Origin of the sequence: Streptomyces sp. NBC_01723 (assembly GCF_036246005.1) — a bacterium.
Lineage (GTDB): Bacteria > Actinomycetota > Actinomycetes > Streptomycetales > Streptomycetaceae > Streptomyces.
Map to the genome: position 1 here is coordinate 5,955,107 of NZ_CP109171.1, position 18,768 is coordinate 5,973,874.

Consider the following 18,768-nt stretch of genomic DNA (forward strand, 5'->3'; position numbering starts at 1 on the left):
CCACACTGCGGGCAGGGGTCGGATTCGGGGAGCGCGCACCGCAGTGAAGCCCTGCCGGATCACGGCCGGGCCGTGCGGGGAGCGGACTTCAATTCTTCCTGTCGAACTTGGATGCGGCAACGAGCAATTGGGACCGACGACCGTTATCTGCTGATGCGCGTCCTATATCCCTACCCGGAGTGCCGCGGGGTGACGCCTGGGACGCGGCAGGCGCGCGGCGCGCGCGATCACCCCTGCACCGCCAGGACGAGCGGCAGCACCCCTTGGGCGCCGGCGCGGCGGAGCAGCCGGGCGGCCACCGCGAGGGTCCAGCCGGTCTCGGTGCAGTCGTCCACGAGGAGAACCGGGCCGTCCAGCCCGCTGAGGGTCGTGGCGAGGGCGGGCGGCACCGTCAGCGCACCGTCCAGCGCCTTGAGCCGCTGCGCGCTGTTGCTGCGGGAGCCGCCGGGCGCCTCCCCCGTGTACTCGACCGAACCGAGCAGCGGCAGCCTGCCGATCTCGGCGATGCGGGTACCGAGGGAGTGGATCAGCTGAGGCCGCGTGCGTGAGGAGACGGTCACCACGCCGCCGGGCCGTGGCTGGGCGTCGGCCGCGCCCGAGGCCCAGCCGCCGGGCCCCTTCGCCCAGTCGGCCAGCACCGTCACGACGGCCTGGGCGACATCGTCCGGCACCGGGCCGTCCGGCGCCTGGGCCGCGAGCATCGGCCGCAGCCGGTTGCCCCAGCCGATGTCGGACAGCCGGCCCAGTGCCCTGCCCGGCGCCGCCTGCTCCGCCGCCGGAATCCGGCCCTTCAGATCGACGCCGATCGCCGGAAGCCCCGTCGGCCACATACGGCGCGGCTCCACCTCGACGCCGGCCCGCCCCAGGTCGACCCGCGCGGCGTCGAGGGAGTCGGAGGAGGTGTCGGCGGTGAAACGCGGGCCCGCGCAGTTGTCGCACTGGCCGCAGGGCTTCGCGCCCTCGTCGTCCAACTGTCGTTGCAGGAACTCCATCCGGCACTCGGTCGTCGCGGCGTAGTCGCGCATCGACTGCTGCTCGGCCTTGCGCTGGCGCGCGACCCAGTCGTAGCGCTCCGCGTCGTACGTCCAGGGCTGTCCGGTCGCGATCCAGCCCCCCTTGACCCGCTTGACCGCTCCGTCCACGTCGAGGACCTTCAGCATGGTCTCCAGGCGGGAACGGCGCAGTTCCACCAGCGGCTCCAACGCGGGCAGCGACAGCGGACGCTCCGCGCGCGCGAGGACGTCGAGCGTGCGGCGCACCAGATCCTCCGACGGGAAGGCCAGCGAGGCGAAGTACTGCCAGATCGCCTCGTCCTCCTTCCCGGGCAGCAGGAGCACCTCGGCGTGCTCGACACCGCGCCCCGCGCGACCGACCTGCTGGTAGTACGCGATGGGGGAGGACGGCGAACCCAGGTGCACCACGAAACCCAGGTCGGGCTTGTCGAAGCCCATGCCGAGCGCCGAGGTGGCCACCAGCGCCTTGACCCGGTTGGCGAGCAGGTCGTCCTCGGCCTGTTGCCGGTCCGCGTTCTCGGTCTTGCCGGTGTAGGAGGCGACGGTGTGGCCGCGCTGCCGCAGGAAGGCGGTGACCTCCTCGGCGGCGGCCACGGTGAGCGTGTAGATGATGCCGGAACCCGGGAGCCGGTCGAGGTGGTCGGCGAGCCAGGCCATCCGGTGCGCGGCGTCGGACAGCCGCAGCACCCCCAGACTGAGGCTCTCCCGGTCCAGCGGACCGCGCAGCACCAGGGCGTCGGACGTGCCACCCGTGCCGAGCTGCTCCGCCACGTCGGCGGTCACCCGCGCGTTGGCCGTGGCCGTGGTCGCCAGGACGGGGACACCGGGCGGGAGGTCGGTGAGCATGGTGCGCAGCCGCCGGTAGTCGGGGCGGAAGTCGTGGCCCCAGTCGGAGATGCAGTGGGCCTCGTCCACCACGAGCAGTCCGGTCGCGGCGGAGAGCTTGGGCAGTACCTGGTCGCGGAAGTCCGGGTTGTTGAGCCGCTCGGGACTCACCAGCAGCACGTCGACCTCGCCCGCCGCGATCTCGTCCTGGACGGTGTCCCACTCCTCGGTGTTGGAGGAGTTGATGGTCCGGGCGCGGATGCCGGCCCGGGCCGCGGCCTCGACCTGGTTGCGCATCAGCGCGAGCAGTGGGGAGACGATCACCGTGGGCCCGGCGCCCCGGTCACGGAGCAGAGCGGTCGCCACGAAGTACACCGCGGACTTGCCCCACCCCGTGCGCTGGACCACCAGGGCCCGGCGTCGCTCGGCGACCAGCGCCTCGATCGCCCGCCACTGGTCCTCCCGCAGCCGGGCGCCGCAGGAGGTGTCCCCGACGAGACGGGCGAGGACCGCGTCGGCCGCTGTCCGCAGATCCGCGTTGTTCGTGTGCTCCATGCGTTCCATACAACAGGACGGGACCGACAAGCGGGCGAGCTGTGGACGGGAGGACGGTGCCGAAGCCGGCTCGACGTCCGAGGATGACGTGTCCCTGATTGAAGTTATCCACAGGGCAAAGCGGAACATCTCGATCCGCGAGATCGTCGGGTCATGACGAACCACAGCGAAACGACCGGACCCTCCGACAGCGGTGACATCCCGCGCCCCGAGCAGCCGAGCCGAAAGGCCCTGACCTCGTACGAGGGTCCCGGTGACGAGCACCAGGTCACTCTGCGCACGCCCGCCGAACTGGCCGACGCCCTGCCCTATCTCCTCGGCTACCGCCCGGAGGACAGCATCGTCCTGGCCGCCCTGCGTGACAGGGAGGGGCGCGGGCGCTTCGGCGGACGGGCGCGGCTCGGTATCCCGGCGAGTCCGGACGACTGGGCGTGTGCGGCCGGACAGTTGGTCCACGGCCTGGTCACCGGCAGCGAGCGCCGAGGCGTCCGTCCCGAGCAGATGGTCGCCTACCTCTGCCAGGAGCCGGCACGGGGCGAGACCGGCCGAGACGTGATGGAGCGACTGCGACCACTCGCCCAGCGCCTGCGCGTCGAGTGCGGCGCGCTCGACGTGCCCGTGGTCGAGGCGCTGTGCATCTCGGCCGGACGCTTCTGGTCGTACTGCTGCGACGACGAGGCATGCTGCCCGGCCGAGGGCCTGCCCATGGGGCTGCCGGGGACCTCGGTGCTGGCCGCGGCGGCCGCCTACGCCGGTATTCAGGTGCGCGGCTCGCTGAGCGACCTGCGCGCCAGGCTGCTGCCGGGGGAGAACGCGATGGCGGACGAGCAGACCGCCGCCCTGGACGCCGCCGCCACGACTCTGGTCGCGCGGATCCTCGACCCCGACGGCCGCTCGGAGGTGGCCCGGGAGACGCTGGAGACGGCGGAGCGGGTCATGCGACGGTTCGCCGGTGCCCCGCCGGTGTCCGGCATGCCGGCCGAGGATCTGCGCGACGACCACCTGCTCGGGCACGACGAGGCGGCGGCCCTGATCCTTGGCCTCCAGGACCGCACGACCCGCGACCGCGCGGCCGGGTGGATGGAGGGCGACGAGGCAGGACCCGCGCTGCGCCTCTGGCGGGCCCTCGCCCGTCGCTGCGTCGGGCCGTACGGGGAACACGCGGCCGCGCCGCTCACCCTCGCGGGCTGGGTCGCCTGGTCCACGGGTGACGAACTGGAGGCACGCGAGGCGCTGGCCATGGCACTCGGCGCCGATTCCGACTACCTCTTCGCCCGGCTCCTGCACCAGGCGTGCAACGAGGGCCTGGACCCCGAGTCGATCCGCCGCTGCCTGCGCGCGGAACGCGAGGACCGTGGCGGCGCGGAAGTCCGCAGCCCCGACGAAGGCGAGCGGGCCGGCGCGACCGGGTCCCGCGGGTCGGGTGCGCCTTCCCCTGCTCCGCGGCCGCCGTCCGGCCGTCGGCGCCGCGAGCGCCCCCTCACCTCGGCGGACGGCACCCGGCGCCGTGCGAAGCCGCAGAACCGCGAACCGCGGCCGGAGAACGGGCGCCCCCGTCCCCCGTCCAGGGCTGAACGCTCTGGAGCCGGACGGACTGGACGGACGTGTTCGCGTACCCCGGGGACAGCGGCCGAAGGAGGCGGTGAGTGATGGCGGAGTGGAGGTCGCAAGTTGAGCCTGACCTGGCATGACATGGCCCCGCCCGGACATCGGGAGGAGACGGTGAGGTACCCGTCGAACTGATGTGGATCAGCGTGCGAAGCGGTCGGGGAAGGGAGTGTTTATCGTCAGGCAGACGACTATGATCGCCGCATGCCCTACGACCCGTCAGCCTTTCCGCCCTTCGCCGTCACTGTGGACCTGGTCGTGCTGACCGTGCGCCGTCACTCCCTGTGCGCGCTGGCGGTGCGCAGGGGGGAGCCGCCGTTCCAGGGCCGTTGGGCCCTGCCCGGAGGCTTCGTACGGGCGGACGAGGATCTGGCGCAGGCGGCGGCGCGCGAGCTCGCCGAGGAGACGGGGCTGTGCGTCCACGACCCGGCCGCGCCCACCCAGGACAACGGTGCCCACCTGGAGCAGCTCGCCACGTACGGCGACCCCGAGCGCGACCCCCGGATGCGCGTGGTCAGTGTCGCCCACCTCGCGCTCGCCCCCGACCTCCCCGCACCGCGCGCGGGCGGTGACGCCAGCAACGCACGCTGGGCGCCGGTCGAGGAACTGCTGGAACAGAGCGGCTACGGCCGCGTGGGCGAGCCTCTGGCGCCGCTTGCCTTCGACCACGCCCAGATCCTGGCGGACGGGGTGGAGCGGGCCCGCTCCAAGATCGAGTACTCCTCGCTGGCGACCGCGTTCTGTCCGCCCGAGTTCACCGTCGGCGAGCTGCGCCGTGTCTACGAGGCGGTGTGGAGCGTGGCCCTCGACCCGCGCAACTTCCACCGCAAGGTGACGGGCACGCCCGGATTCCTCGTCCCCACCGGGGGCACGACCACCCGCCAGGGCGGCCGGCCCGCCCAACTCTTCCGGGCGGGCGGCGCCACGCTCCTCAACCCCCCGATGCTGCGTCCCGAGGTCTGAGGGTTCCTCGCCCCCGATAGGCCCTGCGGTGCCCGAAAAACCGGAATTGGCACGCTATCTTGCTGCGGGTGATCCAGGCCTTCGGACTGACCAGCAGCCCTCGCAAGGAGCTTCCGCCCGCCGTCGACGACGTCTCCTTCGAAGTGCGCGCGGGCCGCGTCACCGCACTGCTCGGAGCGCCGGGCGCCGGCAAGACGACAGCACTCAGACTGATGCTCGAACTGCAACACGGTCGCGGGCTCACCTACTTCAGAGGCCGCCCCCTGCACCGCATCGCCCACCCCTCGCGCGAGGTCGGCGTACTGCTCGGAGACGTCCCGGGACATCCGGCCCGCACCGTGCGTGGGCACCTCCGCATGCTGTGCGCGGCGGCAGGCGTCCCGGTCCAGCGGGCGGACGAAGTCATGGAGTCGGTCGGACTCGTGAGCCTGCGCGACGAACGCCTCGGCACCCTGTCCCGGGGCATGGACCGCCGCCTGGGACTGGCCTGTGCGCTGGTCCCCGATCCGCACACCCTGGTGTTCGACGACCCGGCGGGCGCACTCTCCGCGCGCGAGGCCCGCTGGCTGCACGGCGCCCTGCGCGCGCACGCCGTCCAGGGCGGCACCGTCCTGTTCAGCACCGCGGACCCCAAGGAGGCCGCGCGTACCGCCGACCACGTCGTCACGCTGGAACAGGGCCGGGTGGTCGCCGACCAGGAGGCGGCGGACTTCTCCCGCACCCGGCTGCGCCCACGCGTCGCCGTCCGCAGCCCGCATGCCGCGCGCCTCGGCGCTCTGCTGGCCCAAGAGGCCCGTTCGGCACGCCGTTCGGTCGAGGTCGTACGCGAGGGCGGCAACCGGCTCGCGGTGTACGGCAGCACATGCGCGGACATCGGCGAAACCGCCTTCCGGCACGGGATCCTCGTACATCAACTCGCTGACGAGGTGGGCGACATGGGCCCCGGTGCCGGTGCCGGTGCCGGTGACGCGTGTGGGGCCGGTGACAGCAGCGGTGCCTGTGCGGATGCCGGGGCCGGCGCGGTCGTTCCCCCGGCGCGTCACCGGGCGGCGGACGGCGAACGGGCACCGGCCCCCCGCAGGCCGACCGTCACCCGGCCTTCACCCACGGGCCCACCGCGCCCGACCGCCGCCACCGATCCACCGGAGCCCGAGCCGTCGGTGGTCGATTCTGCGGTGGTCGATTCCTCGGCGATGGATCCTGCGGCGACCGGAGCCGCGGCGGCCGAGCTGCCGGGGGCTGGCCCCGCGGCGACCGATCGACCGGCGACCGAACCACATGCGCCAGAGTCGCCGGCGACCGAGCCGCATGCGCCAGAGTCGCCGGCGACCGAGCCACAAGCGCCAGAGTCACCGGCGGTCGACCCGCCGATGACCGCGCTGCCGCCGACGGCTCCCTCGTCGCCCGCCTCCGACCCTCCCCGTGCCGACGCCCCACAGCCGCCCCCGGGCGAGCACCCCACCGTCACCAGTGGCGACCAGGCATCCTCAAGCAGCGATGACCGGACGTCCCCCGCCGGGGACCGGCGTCCCGAAGTCGCCGAGTCCATCGCCGTCGAAGCTCCCGCGGCTCCAGCAGCCCCCGCGATTCCCGGCCCCACCGACCGCCCCCGGCACACCCAGCGCACGTACGCCGCCCTCACCCCCGGCGCGGCGTCCGTGCTTCCGCCACCCATCTCCGTGCGCTCCGCCCCCAGCCCGCTCCGTCCGCTCCGCTACGAGATCCGGCGTGCGGTCGGCATCAGCACCGGGTTCGTCATCGGCGCCGTCGTGCTCGTCGTGTCCGCCGTCATGGCTGTCGTCCTCGCGCGGGTCGGCCACACCCCCCAGGCGCGGCTCCTGGCGGCGTGGCCGCGGGAACTGCCCCTGCCGCCGGCGGCGCTCGGCGCGGGGCTGCTCGGGGCGCTCGCCTTCGGTGACGAGTTCCGCCACCCCGCCCTGGCGGCGGACCGCGGCACCGTGCCGCGCAGGCTGGGGCTGCTGACCGCGAAACTGGTCGTGTCCGCCGCCGTCGCACTCGTGCTGGCCGCCCTGACGGCCGGCTGCAACGCCGAAGTGCTCCATCTGTTCTACGGGCGAGAACTCGCGCGAATTCCCGCAGACTGGTCCGTGCTGGGCGCCGGTTGGGCCGGGCTCGTCGTCGGGTGCGCCTGGTCCGGTGTGCTCGCCGCGGGTCTCTTCCGTTCCACCACCGCCGGACTCGCCGCGGTGGTCGCCGTTCCGGTCGTCGTCGTGCCGCTCGTACAGAAGGCCTGGGAGGGCCCGGACGTACGGACCGCTGCCGGCCTTCCATTGCGGGTGCGCGAGGTCCTCCTGACGCAGTGGCCGTTCGGGGGGGAGCGCTATGTGGCAGAGGTGCTGCGCGTCGTCGTCCAACCGGTGGGCGGCGCAATGACGTTGTCGCTGACCGCTCTGCTCTGCGCCTTCCTGCTCACGAGCCTGCGCAGCAGGGTCCGGTGACGGTCGTCGCGCTCTTCCGGTCCGACCCTGCGCGCAAGTCCCCGGGGAAAGCCCATTTCTTTCCGATAAGGCGTCAATTGCGACGGGGTGAGCGATCACCCTTTCGTGTGCTTTTCACCAAAGACCTCAAGGGAGTTGGGAACGGCGCCGACAAAGGATGCGTGAGTACCCTTGCGCACACCATGATGACCGCCGCCCGCTCCGCCGACTCCGGCCTCGCGAACCCGGGCGAACTCGACCGCTACCCCTACGCGGAGACGCCCGCCGTCGACCGCGTCGGGACGCCCTCCTGGGAAGGGGTGGAACCCGAGCTGGGGCGCGTGGGCCGACGCACCGCGGGCAACCGTGGCCGCGGGCTGCACGGGCAACTCGTCCAGCAGCTTGGCCAGATGATCGTTTCGGGTGACCTCGGTGCCGACCGCCCGCTGGTGCCCGAGGAGATCGGCCAGCGTTTCGAGGTGTCCCGCACCGTGGTCCGGGAGTCGCTCCGGGTGCTGGAGGCCAAGGGCCTGGTCAGCGCGCGCCCGAACGTGGGCACGCGTGTGCGTCCCGTGAGCGACTGGAACCTGCTCGACCCCGACATCATCGAATGGCGTGCCTTCGGGCCGCAGCGCGACGACCAGCGCCGCGAGCTGAGCGAGCTGCGCTGGACGATCGAGCCGCTCGCCGCGCGCCTGGCCGCCGGGCACGGGCGCGAGGACATCCAGCAGCGCCTGTCGGACATGGTCGGGATCATGGGCCACGCCATGGGGCAGGGTGACGCGCTGACCTTCTCGCGTGCCGACACCGAGTTCCACGCACTGCTCATCCAGATTGCCGGGAACCGCATGCTGGACCACCTCTCGGGCATCGTCTCCGCCGCCCTCCACGTCTCCGGCGGCCCGGTCACGGGCTGCGACCGGCCGAACGACGTGTCGCTGGCCCAGCACGGCAGGATCGTCGACGCCCTCGCCACGGGCGACGGCGCGGCGGCTGAAGCCGCCATGCGCCAGGTTCTGACCGTCCACCCCGAGGTGGAACGCGTGGTGCCCGCCCCGCGCGAGCACTGACCGCGTCCCGCCGGAATGGCGCGGTCCGGGCACGCCAGACCCCTCCTGTGGCAGTGACCGGACGAGCGCCGCCACCGTCGGACCCCGTGGAGTCCTCCGTGACGCCACGGGGTCCGACCGTGTGATGAGAGGCTGAGCCTCCCCGCTCGGTCGAATCGTGTGAGTTGATGACCTTGTTTATCCGTGTATGACTGATTTTGATTGCTTACGGGGTGTGACTCGGGCCACGCGGATTGGGCGTAACGCTCCTGGGAACAACACGATGACCTAAGAGGTGACAGCCGCGGAGGGAATACGGGCGCCGTTCACGGCGCTGTGCATCTCCCCCGGCGGCGCCCGCGCCGTCGGCCCATCCCCAAGCCGGTGGTCGGCTCCAGTCCACCGTGGACGGGGCCGGAAGCCGTTTTCCAACGTTCCGAGAGGTTGTTCGTGTCGGCCAGCACATCCCGTACGCTCCCGCCGGAGATCGCCGAGTCCGTCTCTGTCATGGCGCTCATTGAGCGGGGAAAGGCTGAGGGGCAGATCGCCGGCGACGACGTGCGTCGGGCCTTCGAAGCTGACCAGATTCCGGCCACTCAGTGGAAGAACGTACTGCGCAGCCTCAACCAGATCCTCGAGGAAGAGGGTGTGACGCTGATGGTCAGTGCCGCAGAGCCCAAGCGCACCCGAAAGAGCGTCGCAGCGAAGAGCCCCGCCAAGCGCACCGCCACGAAGGCGGTCGCGGCGAAGGCGGTGCCCGGCAGGAAGGCCGCCGCTCCCGCCACCCCGACGGCGCCCGCCCCCGAGCCCGCCGTCGACGAAGAGGTGGAGGCGCCCGCCAAGAAGGCGGCGGCCAAGAAGACCACCGCCAAGAAGGCGGCGGTCAAGAAGACGACCGCCAAGAAGACCGCGGCCAAGAAGACGACCGCCAAGAAGGAAGACGGCGAGCTTCCCGAGGACGAGGCGATCGAGGAGCCGAAGGCCGCGACGGAGGAGCCCGAGGGCACCGAGAACGCGGGCTTCGTGCTGTCCGACGACGACGAGGACGACGCCCCGGCCCAGCAGGTCGCCGCCGCCGGTGCCACCGCCGACCCGGTCAAGGACTACCTGAAGCAGATCGGCAAGGTCCCCCTGCTCAACGCCGAGCAGGAGGTCGAGCTCGCCAAGCGCATCGAGGCCGGCCTGTTCGCCGAGGACAAGCTCGCGAACTCCGACAAGCTCGCGCCCAAGCTCAAGCGCGAGCTGGAGATCATCGCCGAGGACGGGCGCCGCGCCAAGAACCACCTCCTGGAGGCCAACCTCCGGCTGGTGGTCTCCCTGGCCAAGCGCTACACCGGCCGCGGCATGCTCTTCCTGGACCTCATCCAGGAGGGCAACCTCGGTCTGATCCGCGCGGTGGAGAAGTTCGACTACACCAAGGGCTACAAGTTCTCCACGTACGCCACCTGGTGGATCCGCCAGGCGATCACCCGCGCGATGGCCGACCAGGCCCGCACCATCCGTATCCCGGTGCACATGGTCGAGGTCATCAACAAGCTGGCCCGTGTGCAGCGCCAGATGCTCCAGGACCTGGGCCGCGAGCCCACCCCGGAGGAGCTGGCGAAGGAACTCGACATGACCCCGGAGAAGGTCATCGAGGTCCAGAAATACGGTCGCGAGCCCATCTCGCTGCACACCCCCCTGGGCGAGGACGGCGACAGCGAGTTCGGTGACCTCATCGAGGACTCCGAGGCGGTCGTCCCGGCCGACGCGGTCAGCTTCACCCTCCTGCAGGAGCAGCTGCACTCCGTTCTCGACACCCTGTCCGAGCGCGAGGCAGGCGTCGTCTCCATGCGCTTCGGTCTCACCGACGGTCAGCCGAAGACCCTCGACGAGATCGGCAAGGTGTACGGCGTCACGCGCGAGCGCATCCGCCAGATCGAGTCCAAGACCATGTCGAAGCTGCGTCACCCGTCGCGCTCCCAGGTGCTGCGCGACTACCTCGACTAGGACTCGTCGTACGAGCGACAAGGCCCGGTTCCGGCACAGCGGAACCGGGCCTTCGCGTTGATCAGCGGGTGCATGTCCGGGCGTACTGGATCACTCTGGGTGTCCCACGATCACCTAGGAGTGAGGAGCCTGCATGCGTCGCCTCTTTGCCCGGGCACTGGCCCGGCCGCTGGTCCTGGCGGCCGCGGCGACCGCGATACCGCTGGGATCAGCGGCCCCCGCGTCCGCCGACAGCATCGTCGTCGGGGGCTTTCCGGTCGAAGTCGCCGACAGCCCGTGGACCGTCGCCCTGTCCAGCCGTGACCGGTTCGGAGGTGCGCGGGCGGGACAGTTCTGCGGGGGAGTGGCCGTCGGCCGGACCACCGTACTCACGGCCGCCCACTGCCTGGGGGAGGAAGTGCTCGGTTCGCCGCCGGAGCAGGTGGACGATCTGAAGGTCATCGCCGGCCGGACGGACCTGCAGTCGGACAAGGGCCAGGAGATCCGCGTCCGTGCCGTCTGGGTCAACCCGGGGCACGACGACGCCAGCAACGCCGGCGACTTCGCGGTACTCACCCTCTCCGAAGCCCTGCCCGCGGGCTCGGTCATAGGGATGGCGGCCGAGGGCGACCCGGCCTACACGCCGGACACGGGAGCGCTGGTGTACGGCTGGGGGGACGCTTCGGGGGCCGGGGACTACGCGAACGGCCTGCGGGCGGCACGCGTGCGCGTACTCCCCGACGCGAGCTGTCAACGGGCGTACCCGGGGAGCGACGAGGGGCGCTACCTCGCGAGCGGCATGCTCTGCGCGGGCGAGGACGCCGGCGGGCGGGACGCCTGCCAGGGGGACAGCGGGGGGCCGCTGGTAGGCCAGGGCAGGCTGATTGGCCTGGTGTCCTGGGGGAGCGGCTGCGGGCGCCCGGGCAGTCCCGGTGTGTACACGCGCGTCTCCTCGATGCTGCGGACGCTCGGCTGGGACAGGCCCACCGTGAGCGCCGCCGAGCGACGGCGCGAGGCGCCTGACGGCCGCTGAGGGCCGTTGGGACACGAGCACGGGCGGCCGCCTCCGGATTCCGGAGGCGGCCGCCCGTTCATCGGCCTAGCGCCGATTCGGCTCGTCGTCGGGCGCGTAGTGTCAGCGCTCTTCCTCGGTGGAAGAAGCCGGAACGGCCGTGAGCCGCTCCGTCTCGTCCTGTATCTCAGCGGCGATCTTCTTGAGTTCCGGCTCGAACTTGCGCCCGTGGTGGGCGCAGAAGAGCAGTTCTCCGCCGCTCAGCAGGACGACGCGCAGGTATGCCTGGGCGCCGCAGCGGTCGCAGCGATCGGCGGCCGTCAGCGGGCTTGCGGAAGTCAGAACAGTAGTCACGTCGCCTCTTCTCTAGCTCGACGAGCTGTCGTACCAGGGTCAACATCCAACCAGCCCCAAAACGTTCCCGCTCGTGGCTTTTCCTCGAAAAAACTTTCCGAGGGGCCGGCTGTTGCCGATTGGCGGCGAATGTGCCGTATTGCGTGTCTCTGTGTCGTACGGGTTCGCGCAGTCGGTCAGTGTCGGTCCGGCCGGCTGGGTTGCCGGTTTGTTCATGAGGACGTGCCCGGAGCCTAAATGGTTCATGCCTCGAAGGGAACGTGATGTGTACTTCACCCCATCGAGGGATCGAACAGGCATACGACTCTGGACTAGGGTGGGACAGCGACGAGGGTGGCGTTGCAACGGCTCTACCAGGGCTCGGTACCCTCTGACCGGTGAACCGAGCCGCGCCCTTACCCAGCGGGGCCCCATCTGAAATTCAGCGAGGAGCGAACCGCGTGACCGCCGAGACATCCGTGCCGTCCACTGCGCTGCTGGCAGGAGCAGACCGGGACGGGTCCAACTACACCGCGCGGCACCTGCTCGTCCTCGAGGGGCTCGAGGCCGTACGCAAGCGTCCGGGCATGTACATCGGATCCACCGACAGCCGCGGCCTGATGCACTGCCTGTGGGAGATCATCGACAATTCCGTCGACGAGGCCCTGGGCGACTACTGCGACCACATCGAAGTGATCCTCCACGACGACGGTTCGGTGGAGGTCCGGGACAACGGGCGGGGCATCCCCGTCGACGTCGAGCCCAAGACCGGCCTGTCCGGCGTCGAGGTCGTCATGACCAAGCTGCACGCCGGCGGCAAGTTCGGAGGCGGCTCATACGCCGCCTCCGGCGGTCTGCACGGCGTCGGTGCCTCCGTGGTGAACGCCCTGTCCGCCCGCCTGGACATCGAGGTGGACCGCGACGGGCACACCCACGCCATCAGCTTCCGGCGCGGGGTCCCCGGCGCCTTCGCGGGGGCGGGCGCGGACGCCAAGTTCGAGGCCAAGAACGGGCTGCGCAAGGCCAAGAAGATCCCCAAGACCCGCAGCGGCACGCGTGTGCGCTACTGGGCCGACCGCCAGATCTTCCTCAAGGACGCCAAGCTCTCCCTGGACACGCTGCACCAGCGGGCCCGGCAGACCGCCTTCCTGGTGCCCGGACTGACCATCGTGGTGAGGGACGAGCTCGGCCTCGGTGACGGCGGCAGCAAGGGCGAGGAGTCGTTCCGCTTCGACGGCGGCATCAGCGAGTTCTGCGAGTTCCTGGCCAGCGACCGGCCCGTCTGCGACGTCCTCCGCTTCAGCGGTCAGGGCAGCTTCAAGGAGACGGTCCCGGTGCTCGACGAGCACGGCCAGATGACGCCCACCGAGGTCACCCGCGACCTCGGCGTCGACGTCGCCATGCGCTGGGGCACCGGCTACGACACCACGCTCAGGTCCTTCGTCAACATCATCGCCACCCCGAAGGGCGGCACCCACGTCGCCGGCTTCGAGCAGGCGGTGACGAGGACGATGAACGAGGTGCTGCGGACCAAGAAGATGCTGCGCGTCGCCGAGGACGACGTCGTCAAGGACGACGCCCTGGAAGGGCTCACGGCGGTCGTCACGGTCCGGCTCGCGGAGCCGCAGTTCGAGGGTCAGACCAAGGAGGTCCTCGGCACCTCGGCGGCCCGCCGGATCGTGAACAACGTCATCACCAAGGAACTGAAGGCGTTCCTGACCTCCACCAAGCGGGACGCCGCCCAGCAGGCTCGCGTGGTGATGGAGAAGGCCGTCGCCGCGGCGCGGACCCGGATCGCCGCCCGCCAGCACAAGGACGCACAGCGCCGTAAGACGGCCCTGGAGTCCTCCTCGCTGCCGGCGAAGCTCGCGGACTGCCGCAGCGACGACGTCGACCGCAGCGAGCTTTTCATCGTCGAGGGAGACTCCGCGCTGGGTACGGCGAAGCTCGCCCGGAATTCGGAGTTCCAGGCGCTGCTGCCGATCCGCGGCAAGATCCTCAACGTACAGAAGTCGTCCGTGACCGACATGCTCAAGAACGCCGAGTGCGGCGCGATCATCCAGGTCATAGGAGCGGGGTCCGGCCGCACCTTCGACATCGACGCGGCTCGCTACGGCAAGATCATCATGATGACCGACGCCGATGTCGACGGCTCCCACATCCGCACCCTGCTGCTCACCCTGTTCCACCGCTACATGCGGCCCATGGTGGAGGCCGGCCGGGTCTTCGCCGCCGTGCCGCCGCTGCACCGCATCGAGCTGATCCAGCCGAAGAAGGGCCAGGACAAGTACGTCTACACGTACTCGGACCGCGAGCTGCGGGACAGGCTCATGGAGTTCCAGAGCAAGAACATCCGGTACAAGGACTCCATCCAGCGGTACAAGGGTCTGGGCGAGATGGACGCCGACCAGCTCGCGGAGACGACTATGGACCCCCGGCGCCGCACGCTGCGCCGGATCAACCTGACCGACCTGGAATCCGCCGAGCAGGTCTTCGACCTGCTGATGGGCAATGACGTCGCGCCGCGCAAGGAGTTCATCTCCAACTCGGCGGCGACGCTGGACCGGTCGCGCATCGACGCGTGACCACGCTCAGCCGCTGAAGCCGGGCCCGGGACTCGTGTCCGGGCCCGGTACTGGTTTCTCCACCCATGGGTGGAGTTCCCGGCCGTGCCGGGCTCCACCCATGATCCACCCGGGCTCCGATCCCGTGGCCTCGCCGTTTCCGTAACGTCGAAGGCGCCGGCGGGATCCGCCGCCGGCACATCCTTCTCCCGCTCACGGAGGCATGATGCTCGGGCCGTGCGCCGCCCTCGGAGTCCGCCAGGACAGCTCCGCCCCGCTCCCCGCCTTCGCTCTCGCGGCGGGAGCGACCGGGCCCGCGTACGGTGCCGCCGTCTCCCGGCCCGCCTGGAAGGAGCCCGCGTGACGGAGGACGTCTGGACGAGGTGGCCCTCCAAGGAGGCGCTCCGCCACGAGGGAGTCTCCACACCCCGTCGCCTGCTGGCCTGGTTCGCGCGGCTGGTGGTGTTCGGGGCGCTGCTGTGGGGAGCGTTCACGAGCAGTCATGTGCACGGCTGGGGCGCGGCCGCGGCGGCCGCCGGACTGCTGGTGGCGGTGTTCCTGGCATGGGCCTATTCCAGGACCACGCTCGCGCACCAGCTGTGGCCCTCCCTTGCGCTCCTCACGGCGCTGCTGGGGGTGGCGGTCGCCGCCCAGAGCGGAGGCTTCCGGGTGCCCGCCCTGGTCATCTGGTGCGCCAGCGCCGTCGCGGCCATGGAGAGGATGCCCCTCGTGGCGGCACTGCCCATGACGGCGGTGGCCCTGACCTCCTACGCCATCGCCGCGGACGACCCGTGGCTGACCACCTTGGCGACGACGGCCGGACTGGCCCTCGCCGGGTACGTGCTGCGGCTGGACGCCGAGGGCAGAGGCAGCACGATACGGCTGCTGGCGCAGGAGCGAGCCGCGCGGGCGGCCGAGGCCGAGTCCGCCGCGCTCGCCGAGCGGGCCCGCATCGCCCGGGAGATCCACGACGTACTGGCGCACAGCCTCTCCGCGCAACTGGTGCACCTGGAGGCGGCCCGGTTGCTGATCGAGCGGGGAGCCGACCGGGAGCGGATCCTCGACCGGGTGGTGGCGGCGCGCGGCATGGCCCGCGACGGACTCACCGAGACCCGGCAGGCGCTGTCCGCCCTGCGCGGTGAGCTGACGCCGTTGGAGGACTTCCTGGCCCACCTCGTCCGGGCGACCGAGAGCGACGCCGAGGTGACCATTGCGGGGGACCGCAGACCTCTGCCGGCGGAGGCGTCGCAGGCCGTGCGCAGAGTGGCCCAGGAGGCCCTGACGAACGTCCGCAAGCACGCCCCGGGCGCCGGCGTGCGGGTGCGCCTGGACTACGGCGCCCATGAGGTGACGCTCGACGTGCGGGACTCCGGAGGCTCGCGCGGCGAACTCACCACCACCGGAGGCGGGTACGGTCTGCTGGGCATGCGGGAGCGTGCCGAACTGCTGGGCGGCTCGCTGCGGGCCGGTCCGGGCGAGGAGGGGTTCGTGGTGACGTTGAAGGTGCCGGTATGACGGAGGAGGCCCGGGCGACACCCGCGCGGGTGGTCGTCGCGGACGATCAGACCGTGGTGCGGGAGGGGATCGTGATGCTCCTCGGACTGCTGCCCGGCGTCGAGGTCGTGGGCGCCGCGGGCGACGGCGAGGAGGCGGTGCGCCTGGTCGCCGAACTCGCCCCGGACGTGGTGCTGATGGACCTGCGCATGCCCCGCTGCGACGGCGTCGAGGCGACCCGCAGAATCCGCGCCGAGCACCCCGGGACCCAGGTCGTCGTGCTCACGACGTATGCGGACGACGATTCGCTGTTCCCGGCGTTGACGGCGGGAGCGCGGGGCTATCTCACCAAGGACGCGGGCGGGGAGGAGATCGTCCGGGCGGTGCACAGCGTCCTGTCCGGGGACGCGGGGCTCTCGCCGAGCATCCAGCGGCGACTGCTGGAGCACCTGTCCGAGTCCGGGCCCCGGCCGGCCGGCCCGCAGGAGCCGCCGGACGGACTCACCACCCGGGAGACCGAGGTCCTGGTCCTGATCGCCGAAGGGCTCAACAACCAGCAGATCGCGAGCAGAATGCACGTCTCCACGGCGACCGTGAAGACGCACATCAACAACCTGTTCGCCAAGACGGGGCTCAAGGACCGCGCTCAGGCGGTGCGTTACGCCTACGGGAAGGGGCTGGTCCCACCGCCCAGGGGTTGAGTCACCTGATGGGGTGAAGCGGTAAGGGAAGAAGAGTCGGGGATCTTCCCGTTCTGTCCATCCTTGGGCATGCAGTCAAGCAATGACCGTTCCCGCGGCGCCGGGAGTGGTCCCGAGAGCGCGGTCGACCCCCGCGCCGTACCGGGCCGGGCATACGTCGAGACGTCCCCGGCCCCCCGGTACGACGACATCCGGTACGACGACCCGTGGTACGACGCGCTCGCGTCCGGCTGGGGTGAGTCCGCGGATGCCGCGCCCCCTGAGCCGGCGCTGCCGGGGATGCGCAGGGAACCGGCCGGGGAACCGTCCCGGGGTGCGGCCGAGGTGTACCTGGAGGTGCAGCGCAGCCCCGCCTTCCAGGAGGTGCGCAGCCGGTACCGGAGGTTCGTGGGGCCGGCGGTCGCCGCCTTCCTCGTCTGGTACCTCGCCTACGTGGTGGCCGCCACCACGGCACCCGGGCTGATGGCCCGTCCGGTGGCGGGCGCGGTGAACGTGGCGATGGTCGCGGGGCTCGGGCAGTTCCTCACCACCTTCCTGCTCACCTGGGCCTACGCCCGGCATGCCCGACTGCGCAGGGACCGGGCAGCGCTCGAACTGCGCTGGGACACCCAGGAACTGACCCGCGGCGTACGGGGTGGCGCGTCATGACCGGCGACCACCAGACGCTGGCGCTGTTGCTGTTCAGCACGTTCGTCGCCGTCACACTGGGCATCACCACGTGGGTGAGCCGCCACCGGCAGGGGTCGGCGGAGGAGTTCTACGCGGGCGGCCGTCTCTTCTCACCGATGGAGAATGGTTTTGCCATCGCGGGCGACTACATGTCCGCCGCGTCCTTCCTCGGCATCTCGGGGCTCATCGCGCTCTACGGCTACGACGGCATGCTGTACTCGGTGGGCTTCCTGGTGGCCTGGCTCGTCGTGCTGTTCCTAGTCGCCGAACTGGTGCGCAACTGCGGCAGGTTCACCCTCGCCGACGTCGTGGCCTCCAGGATGCGGGAGCGGCCGGTGCGGATAGCGGCGGGGACCTCCTCGGTCACCGTGTCCGTCCTGTACCTGGTGGCGCAGATGGTCGGCGCGGGCAGTCTGGTCGCCCTGCTGCTCGGCGGCACCACCGAGGCGGCGCGGACCTGGACCGTCATCGGCGTCGGCGCCCTGATGGTGATCTACGTGTCGCTGGGCGGGATGCGCGCCACCACCTGGATTCAGATCGTGAAGGCGGTGCTGCTGCTCGGCGGCACCGCGGCCCTGACCACGCTCGTCCTGGTGCGCTTCCAGGGCGACTTCGACCGACTGTTGCGCACGGCGGCCGAACGCAGTGGCCACGGGGAGGCGTTCCTGGCGCCGGGGCTGGCGTACGGCGGGGACTGGACCTCCCGCTTCGACTTCATCAGCCTGGGGCTGGCCCTGGTGCTGGGCACGGCCGGGCTGCCGCACATCCTGTCCCGCTTCTACACGGTGCCCACGGCCCGCGCGGCGCGGCGGTCCGTCGTCTGGTCGATCGGACTCATCGGCGGCTTCTACCTGATGACGATCGTGCTCGGCTTCGGCGCCGCCGCCCTGGTCGGACCGGACGCCGTGCGCGCGTCCAACGCGGCCGGCAACACGGCGGTCCCGCTGCTCGCCCTCGACCTGGGCGGGGGCGCGGGCTCCACCGGCGGGACGGTGCTGTTCGCGGTCGTCGCCGCCATCGCCTTCGCCACCATCCTGGCGGTGGTCGCCGGCATCACCCTGGCGTCCTCCGCGTCCGTGGCCCACGACCTCTACGCGTCCCTGCGCCGCCGCGAGACGGAGCCGCGCAGCGAGGTCGCCGTGGCGCGGATCGCCGCTGTCGGGATCGGTGCCGTCGCGATCGGACTCGGCCTGCTCGCCCGCGATCTCAACGTCGCGTTCCTGGTGGGCCTCGCCTTCGCCGTCGCCGCCTCGGCAAACCTGCCCGTGCTGCTCTACTCGCTGTTCTGGCGCGGCTTCACCACGCGCGGAGCGGTGTGGGCCGTCTACGGCGGCCTGGTCCCGGCGGTGGTGCTCGTGCTGCTGTCCCCGGTGGTGTCGGGCGGTCCGCAGTCGCTCTTCCCGGACGTCGACTTCCAGTACTTCCCGTTGCAGAACCCGGGTCTGGTCTCGGTCCCCCTCGGCTTCCTCGCCGGCTGGCTGGGCACGGTCACCTCGCCGGAAAGCCCGGACGAGGCCAAGCACGCCGAGACGGAGGTGCGGTCACTGACCGGGGCGGGGGCCGTGTAGTGAGTGGG

14 protein-coding genes are annotated in these 18,768 nt (G+C 71.5%); 12 read left to right on the forward strand and 2 right to left on the reverse strand.

Annotation, left to right across the window (positions count from 1 at the left end; genetic code table 11):
- Positions 1-227: 227 nt before the first annotated feature.
- Positions 228-2,393 (reverse strand): RecQ family ATP-dependent DNA helicase, encoded by a 2,166-nt coding sequence (locus OIE75_RS27620; protein ID WP_329472410.1) that lies wholly within the window; start codon positions 2,391-2,393, stop codon positions 228-230.
- A 153-nt stretch (positions 2,394-2,546) separates the two neighbouring features.
- On the opposite strand from OIE75_RS27620, the gene OIE75_RS27625 reads away from it, so the two are divergent.
- From OIE75_RS27625 to OIE75_RS27650, 6 genes are all read left to right on the forward strand, one after another.
- Positions 2,547-4,043 (forward strand): DUF4192 domain-containing protein, encoded by a 1,497-nt coding sequence (locus OIE75_RS27625; RefSeq protein ID WP_329472412.1) that lies wholly within the window; start codon positions 2,547-2,549, stop codon positions 4,041-4,043.
- 162 nt (positions 4,044-4,205) lie between these two features.
- Positions 4,206-4,964: an NUDIX hydrolase gene (locus tag OIE75_RS27630; RefSeq protein WP_329472413.1), complete on the forward strand. Its 759-nt coding sequence runs from the start codon at positions 4,206-4,208 to the stop codon at positions 4,962-4,964.
- A gap of 68 nt (positions 4,965-5,032) precedes the next feature.
- Positions 5,033-7,423, forward strand: a complete 2,391-nt coding sequence (locus OIE75_RS27635) for an ATP-binding cassette domain-containing protein (RefSeq protein WP_329472414.1) — start codon at positions 5,033-5,035, stop codon at positions 7,421-7,423.
- 161 nt (positions 7,424-7,584) lie between these two features.
- Positions 7,585-8,472 (forward strand): sporulation transcriptional regulator WhiH, encoded by an 888-nt coding sequence (gene whiH / locus OIE75_RS27640; RefSeq protein ID WP_329472415.1) that lies wholly within the window; start codon positions 7,585-7,587, stop codon positions 8,470-8,472.
- Positions 8,473-8,901: 429 nt separating this feature from the next.
- Positions 8,902-10,440 carry an RNA polymerase sigma factor gene (locus OIE75_RS27645; RefSeq protein WP_307015473.1) on the forward strand — a complete coding sequence of 513 codons (1,539 nt, stop codon included), beginning with the start codon at positions 8,902-8,904 and terminating at the stop codon, positions 10,438-10,440.
- A gap of 133 nt (positions 10,441-10,573) precedes the next feature.
- On the forward strand, positions 10,574-11,452 hold the full coding sequence (locus OIE75_RS27650) for a S1 family peptidase (protein WP_307015474.1): 879 nt from the start codon (positions 10,574-10,576) through the stop codon (positions 11,450-11,452).
- 102 nt (positions 11,453-11,554) lie between these two features.
- Here OIE75_RS27650 and OIE75_RS27655 read toward each other — a convergent pair whose 3' ends face one another.
- Positions 11,555-11,785: a DUF7455 domain-containing protein gene (locus OIE75_RS27655; RefSeq protein WP_059297960.1), complete on the reverse strand. Its 231-nt coding sequence runs from the start codon at positions 11,783-11,785 to the stop codon at positions 11,555-11,557.
- A gap of 440 nt (positions 11,786-12,225) precedes the next feature.
- Between OIE75_RS27655 and OIE75_RS27660 the strand changes: the two genes are divergently transcribed.
- The 6 genes from OIE75_RS27660 to OIE75_RS27685 all read left to right on the forward strand — a co-directional run bounded on the left by OIE75_RS27660 (position 12,226) and on the right by OIE75_RS27685 (position 18,760).
- Positions 12,226-14,349, forward strand: coding sequence for a DNA gyrase/topoisomerase IV subunit B (locus OIE75_RS27660; RefSeq protein ID WP_122618488.1), 2,124 nt, complete (start codon positions 12,226-12,228; stop codon positions 14,347-14,349).
- A 202-nt stretch (positions 14,350-14,551) separates the two neighbouring features.
- Positions 14,552-14,692, forward strand: a complete 141-nt coding sequence (locus OIE75_RS27665) for a hypothetical protein (protein WP_307015475.1) — start codon at positions 14,552-14,554, stop codon at positions 14,690-14,692.
- Positions 14,689-15,843 (forward strand): sensor histidine kinase, encoded by a 1,155-nt coding sequence (locus tag OIE75_RS27670; RefSeq protein ID WP_329472417.1) that lies wholly within the window; start codon positions 14,689-14,691, stop codon positions 15,841-15,843. The genes OIE75_RS27665 and OIE75_RS27670 overlap by 4 nt, the downstream gene beginning before the upstream one ends.
- Positions 15,840-16,523 carry a response regulator transcription factor gene (locus OIE75_RS27675; RefSeq protein ID WP_329472418.1) on the forward strand — a complete coding sequence of 228 codons (684 nt, stop codon included), beginning with the start codon at positions 15,840-15,842 and terminating at the stop codon, positions 16,521-16,523. Before OIE75_RS27670 ends, OIE75_RS27675 begins: the two co-directional genes overlap by 4 nt.
- Positions 16,524-16,592: 69 nt before the next feature.
- The gene (locus OIE75_RS27680; protein ID WP_329472419.1) at positions 16,593-17,171 is read left to right on the forward strand and encodes a DUF485 domain-containing protein; all 579 of its coding nucleotides are present in this window, start codon (positions 16,593-16,595) and stop codon (positions 17,169-17,171) included.
- Positions 17,168-18,760: a solute symporter family protein gene (locus OIE75_RS27685; protein WP_329472420.1), complete on the forward strand. Its 1,593-nt coding sequence runs from the start codon at positions 17,168-17,170 to the stop codon at positions 18,758-18,760. Before OIE75_RS27680 ends, OIE75_RS27685 begins: the two co-directional genes overlap by 4 nt.
- Positions 18,761-18,768 lie beyond the last annotated feature (8 nt).